Origin of the sequence: Sporosarcina sp. HYO08, assembly GCF_001563475.1 — a bacterium.
Lineage (GTDB): Bacteria > Bacillota > Bacilli > Bacillales_A > Planococcaceae > Sporosarcina.
This window is the reverse complement of record NZ_LPUT01000001.1, coordinates 448,297-461,315: the sequence shown is the minus strand read 5'-3', so window position 1 is coordinate 461,315 and position 13,019 is coordinate 448,297. Positions and strand designations below refer to the sequence as shown.

The following is a 13,019-nucleotide window of genomic DNA, read 5'->3' as shown; positions in this document are numbered from 1 at the left end:
AATATCCCCCTTATAGTTCGTGGTCATCCGCTAATGATAGAAACGCTGCGGTAATATTTGTCTTTGTTATTCTTCCCACAACTTCAAGGCCTTCTCCCCGATCCTCTACAACGGGCAGGGCGTCGATTTGTTTTTCAATCATTTTCTTAGCTGCGAAAAGGAGCGTGTCTTGCTTTTCACAATAAGTAATATTGGGCATTCTCGTCATAATGACATGTACTGGTATTTTTTCAAGTTCGGTATTTCCAAGACTTGTTCGCAGTAAATCTTTACGAGACAGGACGCCGGTTAATAGGGAGGATCTGTTGACGACAAACAAAGTTCCAACGTCTTCAAGGAACATATGTGTAATGGCATCATAGACCGAACTGTCTTCCGATACAACGACAGGTATAGATTGAAAGTCCCGAACTTTCATGCCTACCATACTATCAGCAACAGACTGCGTAGGTTTTTTCCCAGAAAAAAAGTACCCAACGCGCGGTCTTGCATCCAAGTAGCCAGCCATCGTTAAAATTGCCAGGTCTGGACGGATCGTAGCACGTGCGAGTTTTAGCCGCTCTGCAATTTGTTCGCCCGTAATGGGACCGTCGATTTTAACAATCTCCAAAATTTCTGTCTGGCGCTTATTGAGTTCCATATGTATCACCGCCCTAAACGTTCAATTGTTTTGTACCCGACCATTATATACGAAATGGACATCTATTGCTAAGATTTCAGAACCATGCTACACTATTTTTGTAATTGAATAGGCGAGGATAGGTTTATAAGTAGTGTCAAACAAAGCGAACGGGGATCGTGAAAGCCCGTAACGACACGAAACGGCGGCCTGGAGCCAAGATTTTTTGAAAGAGGGTCAATCGATGGTTGATTGGCCAATTAGGGTGGAACCGCGGGTATTATGCACTCGTCCCTGGACATGATGTCCAGGGATGGGTGCTTATTTTAATTTGGAGGGATTTATATGTCAAAAATGTCAATGGAACAAGTTGTTAATTTATCAAAACAAAGAGGTTTTGTATTTCCGGGATCCGAAATTTATGGTGGTCTAGCAAATACATGGGATTACGGTCCGCTCGGCATCGAGTTAAAAAACAATCTTAAAAAAGCTTGGTGGCAAAAATTCATCCAAGAATCACCGTATAACGTAGGACTCGATGCGGCAATCTTGATGAACTCAAAAGTGTGGGAAGCATCCGGTCACGTTGGAAATTTCAACGACCCGATGATTGACTGTAAAGAATGTAAAACACGCCACCGCGCTGACAAGCTCATTGAAGATGCGCTAGATGCGAAAGGAATGGAAGTTGTCGTTGATGGAATGCCGTTTGAAAAAATGGCTGAACTGATCGAAGAACACAAAATCGTTTGTCCAACTTGCGGAAAAATGAATTATACTGAAATCCGTCAATTCAACCTAATGTTCAAAACATCTCAAGGTGTGACCGACTCATCTGCAAACGAAATTTTCATGCGTCCCGAAACAGCACAAGGTATTTTCGTTAACTTTAAAAACGTGCAACGTTCCATGCGTAAAAAATTACCATTCGGTATTGCACAAATCGGTAAAAGTTTCCGTAACGAAATTACACCAGGAAACTTCACGTTCCGTACGCGCGAATTCGAACAAATGGAACTGGAGTTTTTCTGTAAGCCAGGCGAGGACAATGAGTGGTATGAATTCTGGCGCGATTACTCCAAACAGTTCTTATTGAACCTTGGTATGACGGAAGAAAATATGCGTCTGCGTGATCATAACGAAGACGAACTTTCCCACTACTCAAAAGGGACCGTAGATATTGAATACAAATTCCCATTCGGCTGGGGCGAACTATGGGGCATTGCGAACCGTACAGACTTTGACTTGAAACGTCATATGGAACATTCGGGTGAAGATTTCAATTACCAAGATCCGGTGACGAATGAAAAATTCGTTCCATATTGTATCGAACCGTCACTTGGCGCAGATCGCGTTACACTTGCATTCCTTTGCGATGCAATTGAAGAAGAAGAGCTTGAGGACGGCGATAAGCGTACAGTGCTTCGTTTCCACCCAGCCCTTGCGCCGGTGAAAGCAGCGGTTCTTCCGCTATCGAAAAAACTTTCTGAAGGTGCTGATGAAGTATATGCGGAACTTCGCAAACATTTCATGGTACAATACGATGACTCTCAATCAATCGGCAGACGTTACCGCCGTCAAGACGAAATCGGAACGCCATTCTGTATTACGTACGATTTTGACTCCGTCGAGGACAAGCAAGTAACAGTACGCCATCGCGACACAATGGAGCAAGTGCGCATGCCGATCGCAGATGTCAAAGCTTATATTGAAAAACATTTGGAATTTTAATAAGATGATTTCGCATAAAAACTGGGGCTTTTAAGGCCTCAGTTTTTTTGATTTTATCGGATATTAATCATTGGAAATCCCGCCCAACACAAAAGAAAGAAGACAGCTCTATTCGCTGTCTTCTTTCGGTTTTCTCGGTAATAATTCTGGCGTCGTCTCTAGTTGGTCTAAAAATGATCTTGATTTCAATCGCAGACCGACTTGTTCATCATAAATGGTACGCACGAGTTTTTTCATAAATTGCTTCGTTGGTTTTTTTAACGTCAATTTACCAACCCGATTGATCGGCACCGTATAAAACGTTCGAATCAGTTTTAGTTGAGTTGGAGAGATACGAATCAAATAAGGATCGACATGAAAACACCTATGGCAAAGAAAGCCGATTTCTTGAAAGGAAAAGGCAAACTCTCCTTCCGTCGCCCCGCATGATGCACATTGATGCAGCACAGGGTGAATGCCCGCGACCGGCAACATCTTCCATTCCACAAACAATGCGATCGCTTCCGGATCGTATTCTTCATTGATCGCATGCAGTGCCTCTAGCAGCAATTGATAGACGCCCGGGTAACGTTCGTTATTCTCTGTACATCTATCAATCAATTCAATAATATAACTCGCATAAGCGGTCGCCTCAAGATCTTCTCGGATATGTCGCATCGATTGAAGCTGCTCTCCTTGCTCTAACGTTCCCATCCCCTTCCCGGTACGCAGCAAGAAGGCTCCATAAGTAAAAGGCTGGGTAATCGAAGCGAGGCGGCTGGCCGGCTTCTTCGCCCCGCGTGCCATCGCCGTTAGCTTCCCCGCTTCTTCTGTAAAAATGGTTACAATTTTATTGGATTCGCCGTACGGCATGCTTCTCAGAATGATCCCTTCCCATTTATGCAGCAAAGCGATCACCCCATCGGTTCAATATTCGTCTTCCCTAAATCCGAATTCCTTTAATTGGCCAGGCTTATTGCGCCAATCTTTTTGCACTTTTACCCATAGTTCTAAAAACACTTTAGAGCCGAGTAGCATTTCAATATCATGCCTTGCTTTCGTACCAATTTGCTTAAGCAACGCACCCTTTTTACCGATGACAATGCCTTTTTGTGAATCCCGATCGACGACAATCGTTGCCATCACATTGACCATCTCCCGTGATTCTTCCCGTTCAATTTTCTCGATTACAACCGCCACGGAATGCGGGATTTCTTCGCGAGTTAAATGCAAGACCTTTTCTCGGATTAACTCAGAAATGATAAATCGCTCCGGGTGATCGGTTACTTGGTCATCCGGATAATATTTCGGACCTTCCGGCATATAGGTCGTCAATGTCTCCATCAGCCGCTCGATATTATTGCCATTCAACGCAGAAATCGGTACAATTTCAGCAAAATCATACTCAGACGTATAAGACGTAATAATCGTCAGCAAATCATCCGGATGTACAAGGTCAATTTTATTAATAACTAAAAATACCGGTGTCTTTGTATTTTCTAGCAATTCAATGATGAAACGGTCACCGCGGCCGATTGGTTCGTCTGCATTGACCATAAACATGATGGCATCGACTTCTTTCAGCGTATTGCGCGCTGTTTTCACCATAAAATCACCGAGCTTATGCTTCGGTTTATGAATCCCTGGCGTGTCTATAAAAATCAACTGTGACGCTTCCGTCGTTACAACACCTTGCACTTTGTTGCGTGTCGTTTGCGGCTTATCACTCATAATGGCTATTTTCTGTCCGACCACATGATTTAAGAAAGTAGATTTCCCGACGTTCGGCCGTCCAATGATAGAAATAAAGCCCGATTTAAACACATTATTGTTGTTTGCCATACGCCAAGTCCTCCTTTGAAAATGCACCAGGCAACAGTGCTGCAACGGTTGTTTCCTGCAAGTCCCCTTTTAGATTCGTTAAATAAACGGGCATATCCCCATCACAAAACTCTGCGATGACTTGTCTGCATGCACCACATGGCGATATCGGGCCTGCTGTATCACCGGTGACCGCAAGTGCTTTAAATTTGTGTACCCCTTCAGATACAGCTTTAAAAAATGCTGTCCGCTCTGCACAATTCGCCATACTGTACGCCGAATTTTCAATATTGCAGCCGCCGTAAATGGTGCCATCTTCAGCTAACAGCGCAGCACCTACCTTAAAAGTAGAATAAGGCACATACGCCTTTTCTCTCGCTTTCTTTGCTTCTTCTACTAATTTTTCAATTTCCATCCATAAACACCTCAAAACCATTTTGGTATAAAAATAAAACATCCAATGACAGCACTCGCAATAGCAAAGACGAGAACAGCACCAGCCGCTAAATCTTTTGCTTGTCCTGCAAGCGGGTGCTGCTCTTGAATGACTAAATCGACAACGCGCTCTATGGCAGTGTTCACCAATTCCAATGCAATCACTCCGCCGATGAGCATAATAACAACAAGCCATTCTACCGTTGATAATCCTGTCAATAGCCCTGCGACCACAACAATGACCGCAAAAAAAAGGTGGAATTTCACATTCCTTTCAGCATGACTGCCATGAAGAAGCCCATTCCATGCGTAAAAGAAAGCTTTGAAAAAATTCCGCATAGGACGTCACCTTTCCAGTCCAAACGAACTTAAAATGTCCTGCTGTCTGCCAAACATTTCTTTCTCCTCTTCTTCTGTTAAATGATCATATCCGAGCAAATGGAGGAAGCCATGCAATGCAAGAAAGCCCATTTCTCTTTCCATGCTATGGCCATATTCCTCCGCCTGACGTTTTGCTGTGTCAATGGAAATAATAATGTCGCCAAGAACAGTTGGCATTCCTTCTTCCGAAACGATCGCAACTTCTCCTTCTGACAGCTCTTCCAATGCAAATGAAATCACATCTGTCGGCTGATTTTTGCCTCGATATTGTGCATTCACTTCTTGAATTTCCGCATCGGACATAAATGTAATAGATACTTCCGACTGACGTTGGATGCCTTCTTTTTTAGCTGCATGGTTTAATACATTTGTGATTAATGACTTGATCTCTTCGCCCACTGTTTCCCTTTCATCATCAAAATACAATTCGAGCATTTTTTTCAGCTCCTCTCATTTATTCGGGATATTCGATTCGACTATGAAACGTGCCATTTAACGTTTCACAAAAAATCTTTTCCACTTTTTTCAATTCTTTAATCGATAAGTCACATTCATCAAATTGACCATCATTCATTTTATCATGAATAATGGCTTGAACGAGCTTTGCAATTTTTTGCGGCGTAGGTTCTTTCATCGATCTGGCGGCTGCCTCTACACTATCCGCAATCGAGATGATGGCAATTTCTTTCGTTTGCGGTTTTGGTCCTTTATATCGAAAATCTTGATCATTTATATCTTTCCCTGATTCCCTTGCTTTTACATAAAAAAACTTTAACAAACTCGTTCCGTGATGCTGTCTTGCAATATCAACGATTTCACCTGGCATTTTGTACTTTTCAAGCAACCCAGCCCCATCCTCTGCGTGTGCAATGATAATATCGCGGCTTTTTTCGGGCGGTAATGAATCATGGGGATTGTTACCTCCATGCTGATTTTCGATAAAGAAAGCCGGTCGAACTGTTTTACCAACATCATGATAATAACTTCCGACCCTCGCCAGTAAACCATTTGCGCCAATCGCTTCACACGCAGCATCGGCTAAATTAGCAACCATTACACTATGGTGATACGTGCCCGGCGTTTCAGTTAGAATTTTTTTCAATAAAGGATGATTGGGATTTGATAATTCAATGAGACGCATATCTGATAACAGGCGGAAAGCCGTCTCAAAAAATGGCATGAGCCCAATCGTCAGCGCCCCAGACAAAATCCCTGATGCAATCGCAGCAACTAAGTAAAAAACCAGCTCAGAAATCTCATAGGATGACTGTGTCATTAGTAAATAAAATGCAATAAATAAACAGTTAGAAACGGCTACACCTAGACTTGTCCGTAAAATACTTGAACGTCTTCCGCTATTGCCAAGCAAGTATAAGCTGACCAATCCACTAAATAGAAGATACAAAGCAATTTCCATTTGAACGAGTGCCGCAAAACCTTCCTGGAGCATAATACCTGCTGTAGCCGCCGAAAGAATCGTGACCATAATCGCAAGCCGCTCATTCGTTAACAATTTTATGAGCATAGGCGCAAGTGCTGTCGGAAATAAAAATGCCAATAGCACATCAAAGTCTTTTTCAATTAAAGCTATTATTTTCATGAGTACAACGAGTAGAAAAAAAACGGTTAGCACGATGAGCAATGATTTTTTCTTGATGTTCTCATCGGCTCGCCACGTTGTAAAATGTAAATAAAAAATCGATCCGATGAATAAGACGAACAAAATAAGGCCGGCAATCGGCAATACGGATGATTGATGTGTCAATAACCCTGCTACTTCTAGTTGACGATATACTTCCTTGTCAATGACCTGACCTTCCCGCACAATGACTTGTCCTTGTAAAATACGCGTCGGTTCAATCGCTTCTTTTGCTTGTTCGATTCGTTTTTCAGTCAGTTCGACATGGATAAACTCCGTTTCCACGATGAGTGATCGTCCAATCGTAATCATCGTTTGTAAAAGAGAGGATGGAATGGCCGATGATAACCGAAGTTTTTGTTCGACTTCATAACGTACCGTCGACAAATCTACTGCCCGAACAGGCTTAGATAATTCTTCTGCAATTATGTCCACAAGCGCCTTTTGTATTTTTTGCAGTTCCGTTATATCAAGGGCCAATAAGCTTCCGATCGCTTCGTCGCTCAACTTTAAGTCCGGCTCTTCTTGCTCGAGCCTTGTCAGCTTGTTTCGTAATTCGGCAAGCTGTTCCTTATGTATTTTGTTCATTTGCTCATCTGAACTTGTCTGATCTTTTTCTTTTGTCGATTTTACTTCTATCTCTTTCACTTCAATGAGAAAATCAAACAATGAAGTCGCGATGGCTTGTCTATTTTTTGCGATATCTTCCGAAAACTGATAGACCGGCTCCACTTCATGCGCTGCGCGCTGCTTTTCTTGCTCACTTTTCTCTGTGTCTTCAACTGTTTTTAAAGATCGAATCGTTTTAGGCGAAATTTGAAATTCCGATAGTTCAAACGTCTCTTTTTTCACGCTCCCTAACATGAAAGTAAAGAGTAGAATTGTAGAAAGTCCAACTAAAAATACTAGTAAATAAGTAAACTTCAATTCATTCAGTGTTTGTTTGATTGTCTTGAACATAGAAGATTCTCTCCCCAGTCTCTCTTAAACATACCCCTATTTATTTTTTATCTTTCTCTCGAATTGACGAAGGAAGAAGCAGTCGTTATGACTGCTCCTTTTCATACGCATCAATAATTTTTGCTACGAGCGGGTGACGGACAACATCCCCCTGCTCTAAATATTGAAAGCCAACGTCTGTTACTTTGTGTAATACTTTCTCGGCAACCATTAAACCCGATACGGTCCCTTTAGGCAAGTCTATTTGAGTTTTATCGCCTGTAATGACCATTTTAGAACCGAAGCCTAGACGTGTTAAAAACATCTTCATCTGCGCTTGGGTCGTATTTTGAGCTTCGTCCAAAATAACGAAAGCATCATCCAGCGTTCGCCCCCTCATATAAGCAAGCGGTGCAATTTCGATAACGCCCCGTTCAATGAGTCTTTCCGTTTGCTCCGTTCCAAGTACATCATGAAGCGCATCATAAAGTGGTCTCAAATAAGGATCGACTTTTTCTTTTAAATCCCCTGGAAGAAAACCGAGGCTTTCCCCTGCCTCAACCGCCGGCCGTGTTAAAATGATTCTTTTCGCCGATCCAGTTTTCATCGCCTGGATGGCTAGTACGACAGCCAAATAAGTTTTCCCTGTCCCCGCAGGCCCAATGCAAAAGACTAAATCTCTTGCCCGAATCAGTTGGATATATTCCCGTTGACCAATTGTTTTTGCTCGAATCGCTTTTCCCTTCATATTCCGTGCGATCTCTTCATCATACAATTCAGCAAAGTATTCAATCGTCCCGTTTTTCGCCATTTCGACGGCCGTGGAGACATCCCTCGAATTAACATTAATTCCTTTACGAATCACTTTTAACAATTGTTCTACTAACGTTTTGGCGAGACGAACTGCCTCAGCATCACCGTTTAGGGAGAATGTGTCTCCTCTTGTCAGTATTGAAACATTTAAATTTTCTTCCACTAACTTCATATTTTGATCGGAAATTCCAAGTAACATGACCGCTTCGTTTGGGTCTTCAATATGCAAGAGCATCGTTTGTTCATCCATTATCTTCGTCTCCTTGGGAAATCGGTCTTTTGACTGCAATATTGTCATTCATTAGAAATAATATAGTCCCACTAACTTTATCACTTCCGAATGTCACGTGTAAAATTTTTTCATCTTTTATGATCGATTTTGACGAAGGTTCCGATAAAAGTTTATTTTTCAATAGTGGAATGATGACTGTTTTCTCCATCCCTTTTTTCAATTCCAGCGAACCGCCCACCTCCTTAATGTATCGCTCTTTTTTTACAAGCGGCCAAAAGCCATCTGTTTCACCTTCGGCATTTTCCGTACCGGCTTCCTTTTTCCAAGGCAATTGAAAGGAATAATGAATAATTTCCTCTCCTTGCTGTCGATAATCAATCAGCTTCGGTATAGAGAATGAATATTCCACCCAATAATCAGCAAAGACCGCCCCATCTGCCCCGACAATCGTCGTTTTATCCCCCTGCTTTAAGACGCCTGTCGCCAGTACATCTCCTTTTTTAACTGTTTGATGAACGTAACCGACTCTTTCACCACTTTTTAATTCAAAACGTGTAATGACTCCGCCCGTTCTCGCCACAAGATCAGAAGGTGGCCCTTTCTTTGCTATATTCTGATTGGCAGGGGGCGATAGCATCGGAATGACCGTCAGCGATGTGCCGACCCTACGAAACCTTACCCATGACAAAGTAGGATCTTCAAGCATAAGCATTTGACGAATTTCACCTTCATCCGGAAGTGTTGAAAGGAGTTTTAAAGGAACGATTGAAGATGATTGAAGCTTTGTTTCGATCCTTTCCGCAACTTCAGGACGATCTGTATCCACTTCCACTTTCCAAAGAAAAAATGAGCCTACTAAAGGAAGCAGACAAGCGATTAAAAATCTAGGAGAGGCAAAAAACCAATTTGGGCCTAAACCTTTGTCCAACAGTGAGATTGCTACTTTTAACCGATAGCGGCGCCGAAATTTCCTAACATTGCGGAGCCCGCTTCGATCCGTTCGAAAACTCGCCTTGCCATCATCGACTGCTAAAGATAAAATCTTCGTTTTGTTTGAAACGAGCGTTGTTAAAAAAGCGGAGAGATCGCCTTTCCCCCATACTTTGACTTCGTACCTTTTATTCACCATAGAAGCTTCCTTGTTGTTCATCCAATTTTAGTGAGATGGCTGTAATTTCTCTAAAAGAGAAAACAGCCACTTCCTCTGACAGCGTATCGACGGTTAAATCCTCCCCCGACGCTTCGATGATGTAGTCTCCACTCTTGATGATGGCAAAGTCGGGGCCAAGCTTCAATAGTTTGTACGAACCTGTTAAATGCAATGATGTGTAGTCGTCAATCGATAAGGTATGCCCTATTTTGAATAATTTTTTCATAAATATAAAACCCCCTATTCTCATCTTATGAGCGAGATAGGGGGTCGATGATTACCGTTTTGATTTTGGAGGGCTTAATATTTCAGAAAAAATAATTCCTTTTAATAAGTCATCTTCCGTTTTCGGTAATAAATGATTTTCAGTTGTAAATGCAGTTGGTTGTTCAATTTGTCCACCATGCGCGGAAAGGCGTCCGCGATGACTTTCTCGCTGACTTTTTTCACGCTGATTTTTCCGTTCGCCTATTTGTTCCGCTTTCACCGGTTTACGCTGTAATTTCGGCTTTTCAGGTGAAACGATCGGCGGCGTTTGACGACTCGGCGGTTCCTTCTCACGTTTCACTTCTTGCTGCATTTCCCGCATCATTTCTTTTGACATTTCTTTCAACTTTTTAAATGTATCATCGGATGACGCTGTGAACGGTTTAGGTGCTCCTTTTTGAGGAGCTTGCTCCTTCTTCCCTTTCCCTTTAAATAAGGAGGACAACAGAAGCATAATGATCAGAACAATGATTTGCTCCATTTAAGCATCTCCTTTCGGGGAAATGGCATTTACTGTTCTTTTTTTGCATTTGGATCCGCTTTGCCGCCGACTTTACTAATCGAGTCGCGCATGCTCGTATCCGCTTGGATATTTTTGTAATTCATATAGTCCATAATGCCAATGTTTCCTGTACGAAGTGCTTCTGCCATTGCGAGTGGTACTTCTGCTTCTGCACCAACAACTTTCGCACGCATTTCTTCTACTTTCGCCTTCATCTCTTGCTCGTTTGCAACAGCCATTGCCCGGCGTTCTTCAGCTTTCGCTTGCGCAATGTTTTTATCAGCTTGCGCTTGTTCCGTTTGAAGCTCTGCACCGATATTTTTACCGATGTCAACATCCGCAATATCGATCGATAAAATTTCGAATGCTGTTCCAGAGTCAAGACCTTTTGACAGAACCGTCTGCGAAATCATATCTGGATTTTCCAGCACTTTTGCGTGGTTTTCGGAAGCACCAATTGTGGAGATAATCCCTTCACCAACCCGGGCAATAACTGTTTCTTCTCCAGCTCCCCCGACAAGACGGTCAATATTGGCACGTACCGTAATACGGGCCTTCGCTTTTACTTCAATTCCATTCAGTGCAACACCCGCGATAAACGGTGTTTCGATCACTTTCGGGTTAACAGACATTTGAACAGCCTCTAATACGTCACGTCCAGCGAGGTCAATCGCAGCCGCACGTTCAAAAGCCAATTCGATATTCGCACGATGTGCAGCGATCAATGCATTGACAACGCGGTCAACATTACCGCCCGCCAAGTAGTGACTTTCTAATTGGTTAATGGCAACATTCAATCCCGCTTTATGTGCTTTAATAAGCGGATTGACAATTCTGCTCGGAATTACTCGACGTAAACGCATTCCAATTAATGTGAAAATACTGACGCGAACACCCGCAGCCATGGCTGAAATCCAAAGCGTGACTGGAACGAGTGTAAAAAATATGGACAATACAAGAATGGCAACAAACACAATTGCCACCAGTCCAATTAAACTACCTGTGCCTAATATTGCTGGCATTATTCATTCTCCCCTTTCGATTCGTGTTCTCTAACAACAATGCGAGAACCTTCAATCTTCACAATGATAACATCTTTTCCTTTATCAATATAGCTTCCTTCAGAAACAACATCGATTCGTTCCCCATCTAGCACAACTGCTCCAGATGGACGAAGCGCAGTCGCAGTTTTTGCGGTACGGCCTAATAACTCATTCCGATTCACATTCGAGACGTAGCCACTTTCCGTATCTGTCGCATCCATCAACACCATTTTATTGAGCAAATGAAGCTTTTTCCCGAAGAATTTCATAATTATCACCATCCCTATAATAGCAATGGTCACCGCGATGAGGACAGATATCGCCATATTCAACGGATTACCGCCTGCCATAATAATACTGCCTATGATTGCAAATGCACCAAGCGTACCTGCAATGCCAAACGGAAGGAAAATTTCCGCTATCACAAGACCTACCCCAAGTAAAAACAGAAGTAACGTCTCGTACCCCGCAAGACCTGCAACGAGATGACCATAAAAGAACAAAACCAACGAAACAATCCCCATCGTCCCTGGTACGCCAAAACCTGGTGAATACAGCTCCAGGACAAGGCCAAGCCCCGCAATGGACAATAAAATGGGCACAACGACAGGGTTTGTAATAAACCTTGCGATCTGCTCTGTCACCGTTTCGCTCGTTGAAATGACTTCTGCATTTTCATAGCCAGTTACCTTCAATAATTCTTCAAAAGAAGAAACCGTGCCTTCACTATATTTGACTTCTTCGGATTCCGCTTCGGCCGCAGTTAATGTCAAAAGCTTTCCTTTTTCGGCACGATATTGCGGCAAATCGTATTTCGGATCTGCCATCGCAAGCGCATACAATGGATCTCGCTTTGAATATTCCGCTGCACTTTGCATGGAAGCAAGCCATGCACTGTCGGCCTTGTCATCTGCAGCATTTCCAGATGATTCGATGACTTGAGCAGCCCCTATTTTGCCAAGTGGAGACATGTAAATTTCATCGGCATGTAAAGCGATATAGGCACCGGCTGATAAGGCATCGTTATGAATATAAGCAATGATCGGCAGTTTTGTGCGATCGAATAGATCTCCAATTTTCCAGGCCGCGTCTACAAAGCCGCCCGGTGTATTGATCTCAAGAATAATAGCGTCTGCACCTGCTTCTTCAGCTTCAGTAAAAGAACGCTGTAAGAAGGCGTATAATCCTTTCTCGACTTCATTGCTAATGGGCACTTTGTATACTTTTTTAGTTTGGGCATCTGAATGCATCAAAGGAATCGCAAGGAATGAAAGGAAGAAAACAAACAGGAGAATTGTTCTGATCATTTTTCGCATCATACTTTTCACCTCTTTCTACTATTTCAATTATATCCTTTTATACGGACTAAAAGCATGAAAGTTTCATGTTTTCAATAGAACAAGTAAAAATAGCGATTAATTGAACCAAAGATTCCCCCACAAGACGCTTCGGCGCTCGCGGATACCTC

General features: G+C 42.6%; 14 protein-coding genes. 1 reads left to right on the top strand and 13 read right to left on the bottom strand.

Annotated elements, in window-relative coordinates:
* Nucleotides 1–10: 10 nt before the first annotated feature.
* Complete coding sequence (locus AU377_RS02260) at nucleotides 11–649, bottom strand: helix-turn-helix transcriptional regulator (RefSeq protein WP_172794007.1); 639 nt, start codon at nucleotides 647–649, stop codon at nucleotides 11–13.
* A gap of 324 nt (nucleotides 650–973) precedes the next feature.
* Here AU377_RS02260 and AU377_RS02255 point away from each other — a divergent pair, with 324 nt between their 5' ends.
* Nucleotides 974–2,350: a glycine--tRNA ligase gene (locus AU377_RS02255; RefSeq protein WP_067403932.1), complete on the top strand. Its 1,377-nt coding sequence runs from the start codon at nucleotides 974–976 to the stop codon at nucleotides 2,348–2,350.
* A gap of 108 nt (nucleotides 2,351–2,458) precedes the next feature.
* Here AU377_RS02255 and recO read toward each other — a convergent pair whose 3' ends face one another.
* From recO to AU377_RS02195, 12 genes are all read right to left on the bottom strand, one after another.
* A complete protein-coding gene (gene recO / locus AU377_RS02250; protein WP_067403455.1) occupies nucleotides 2,459–3,238 on the bottom strand; it encodes a DNA repair protein RecO in 780 nt (259 codons plus the stop codon).
* A gap of 18 nt (nucleotides 3,239–3,256) precedes the next feature.
* Entirely contained in the window at nucleotides 3,257–4,171 is a 915-nt protein-coding gene (era, locus tag AU377_RS02245; RefSeq protein WP_067403452.1) for a GTPase Era, read from the bottom strand.
* On the bottom strand, nucleotides 4,155–4,565 hold the full coding sequence (locus tag AU377_RS02240; RefSeq protein WP_067403450.1) for a cytidine deaminase: 411 nt from the start codon (nucleotides 4,563–4,565) through the stop codon (nucleotides 4,155–4,157). Before AU377_RS02240 ends, era begins: the two co-directional genes overlap by 17 nt.
* A gap of 11 nt (nucleotides 4,566–4,576) precedes the next feature.
* A complete protein-coding gene (locus AU377_RS02235) occupies nucleotides 4,577–4,924 on the bottom strand; it encodes a diacylglycerol kinase family protein (RefSeq protein ID WP_067403447.1) in 348 nt (115 codons plus the stop codon).
* 6 nt (nucleotides 4,925–4,930) lie between these two features.
* Complete coding sequence (ybeY, locus tag AU377_RS02230) at nucleotides 4,931–5,401, bottom strand: rRNA maturation RNase YbeY (protein WP_067403443.1); 471 nt, start codon at nucleotides 5,399–5,401, stop codon at nucleotides 4,931–4,933.
* Between the two features lie 19 nt (nucleotides 5,402–5,420).
* On the bottom strand, nucleotides 5,421–7,565 hold the full coding sequence (locus AU377_RS02225; protein ID WP_067403440.1) for an HD family phosphohydrolase: 2,145 nt from the start codon (nucleotides 7,563–7,565) through the stop codon (nucleotides 5,421–5,423).
* Nucleotides 7,566–7,650: 85 nt separating this feature from the next.
* The gene (locus AU377_RS02220) at nucleotides 7,651–8,607 is read right to left on the bottom strand and encodes a PhoH family protein (RefSeq protein WP_067403437.1); all 957 of its coding nucleotides are present in this window, start codon (nucleotides 8,605–8,607) and stop codon (nucleotides 7,651–7,653) included.
* Entirely contained in the window at nucleotides 8,600–9,715 is a 1,116-nt protein-coding gene (locus tag AU377_RS02215; protein ID WP_172794006.1) for a sporulation protein YqfD, read from the bottom strand. The genes AU377_RS02220 and AU377_RS02215 overlap by 8 nt, the downstream gene beginning before the upstream one ends.
* On the bottom strand, nucleotides 9,708–9,965 hold the full coding sequence (locus tag AU377_RS02210) for a hypothetical protein (protein ID WP_067403431.1): 258 nt from the start codon (nucleotides 9,963–9,965) through the stop codon (nucleotides 9,708–9,710). Before AU377_RS02210 ends, AU377_RS02215 begins: the two co-directional genes overlap by 8 nt.
* Before the next feature lie 51 nt (nucleotides 9,966–10,016).
* Nucleotides 10,017–10,487 (bottom strand): hypothetical protein, encoded by a 471-nt coding sequence (locus AU377_RS02205; protein ID WP_067403429.1) that lies wholly within the window; start codon nucleotides 10,485–10,487, stop codon nucleotides 10,017–10,019.
* A gap of 29 nt (nucleotides 10,488–10,516) precedes the next feature.
* Entirely contained in the window at nucleotides 10,517–11,530 is a 1,014-nt protein-coding gene (gene floA / locus AU377_RS02200; protein WP_067403426.1) for a flotillin-like protein FloA, read from the bottom strand.
* Nucleotides 11,530–12,870, bottom strand: a complete 1,341-nt coding sequence (locus tag AU377_RS02195) for a nodulation protein NfeD (RefSeq protein WP_067403425.1) — start codon at nucleotides 12,868–12,870, stop codon at nucleotides 11,530–11,532. Before AU377_RS02195 ends, floA begins: the two co-directional genes overlap by 1 nt.
* Nucleotides 12,871–13,019: the final 149 nt, after the last annotated feature.

Bases quoted from the DNA above. Each gene is read 5' to 3' on its own strand.
- AU377_RS02255 (WP_067403932.1), top strand. From the start codon at position 974: ATGTCAATGGAACAAGTTGTTAATTTATCAAAACAAAGAGGTTTTGTA.
- era (WP_067403452.1), bottom strand. From the start codon at position 4,171: ATGGCAAACAACAATAATGTGTTTAAATCGGGCTTTATTTCTATCATT.
- AU377_RS02240 (WP_067403450.1), bottom strand. From the start codon at position 4,565: ATGGAAATTGAAAAATTAGTAGAAGAAGCAAAGAAAGCGAGAGAAAAG.
- AU377_RS02235 (WP_067403447.1), bottom strand. From the start codon at position 4,924: ATGCGGAATTTTTTCAAAGCTTTCTTTTACGCATGGAATGGGCTTCTT.
- ybeY (WP_067403443.1), bottom strand. From the start codon at position 5,401: ATGCTCGAATTGTATTTTGATGATGAAAGGGAAACAGTGGGCGAAGAG.
- AU377_RS02225 (WP_067403440.1), bottom strand. From the start codon at position 7,565: ATGTTCAAGACAATCAAACAAACACTGAATGAATTGAAGTTTACTTAT.
- AU377_RS02220 (WP_067403437.1), bottom strand. From the start codon at position 8,607: ATGGATGAACAAACGATGCTCTTGCATATTGAAGACCCAAACGAAGCG.
- AU377_RS02210 (WP_067403431.1), bottom strand. From the start codon at position 9,965: ATGAAAAAATTATTCAAAATAGGGCATACCTTATCGATTGACGACTAC.
- AU377_RS02205 (WP_067403429.1), bottom strand. From the start codon at position 10,487: ATGGAGCAAATCATTGTTCTGATCATTATGCTTCTGTTGTCCTCCTTA.
- floA (WP_067403426.1), bottom strand. From the start codon at position 11,530: ATGCCAGCAATATTAGGCACAGGTAGTTTAATTGGACTGGTGGCAATT.
- AU377_RS02195 (WP_067403425.1), bottom strand. From the start codon at position 12,870: ATGATGCGAAAAATGATCAGAACAATTCTCCTGTTTGTTTTCTTCCTT.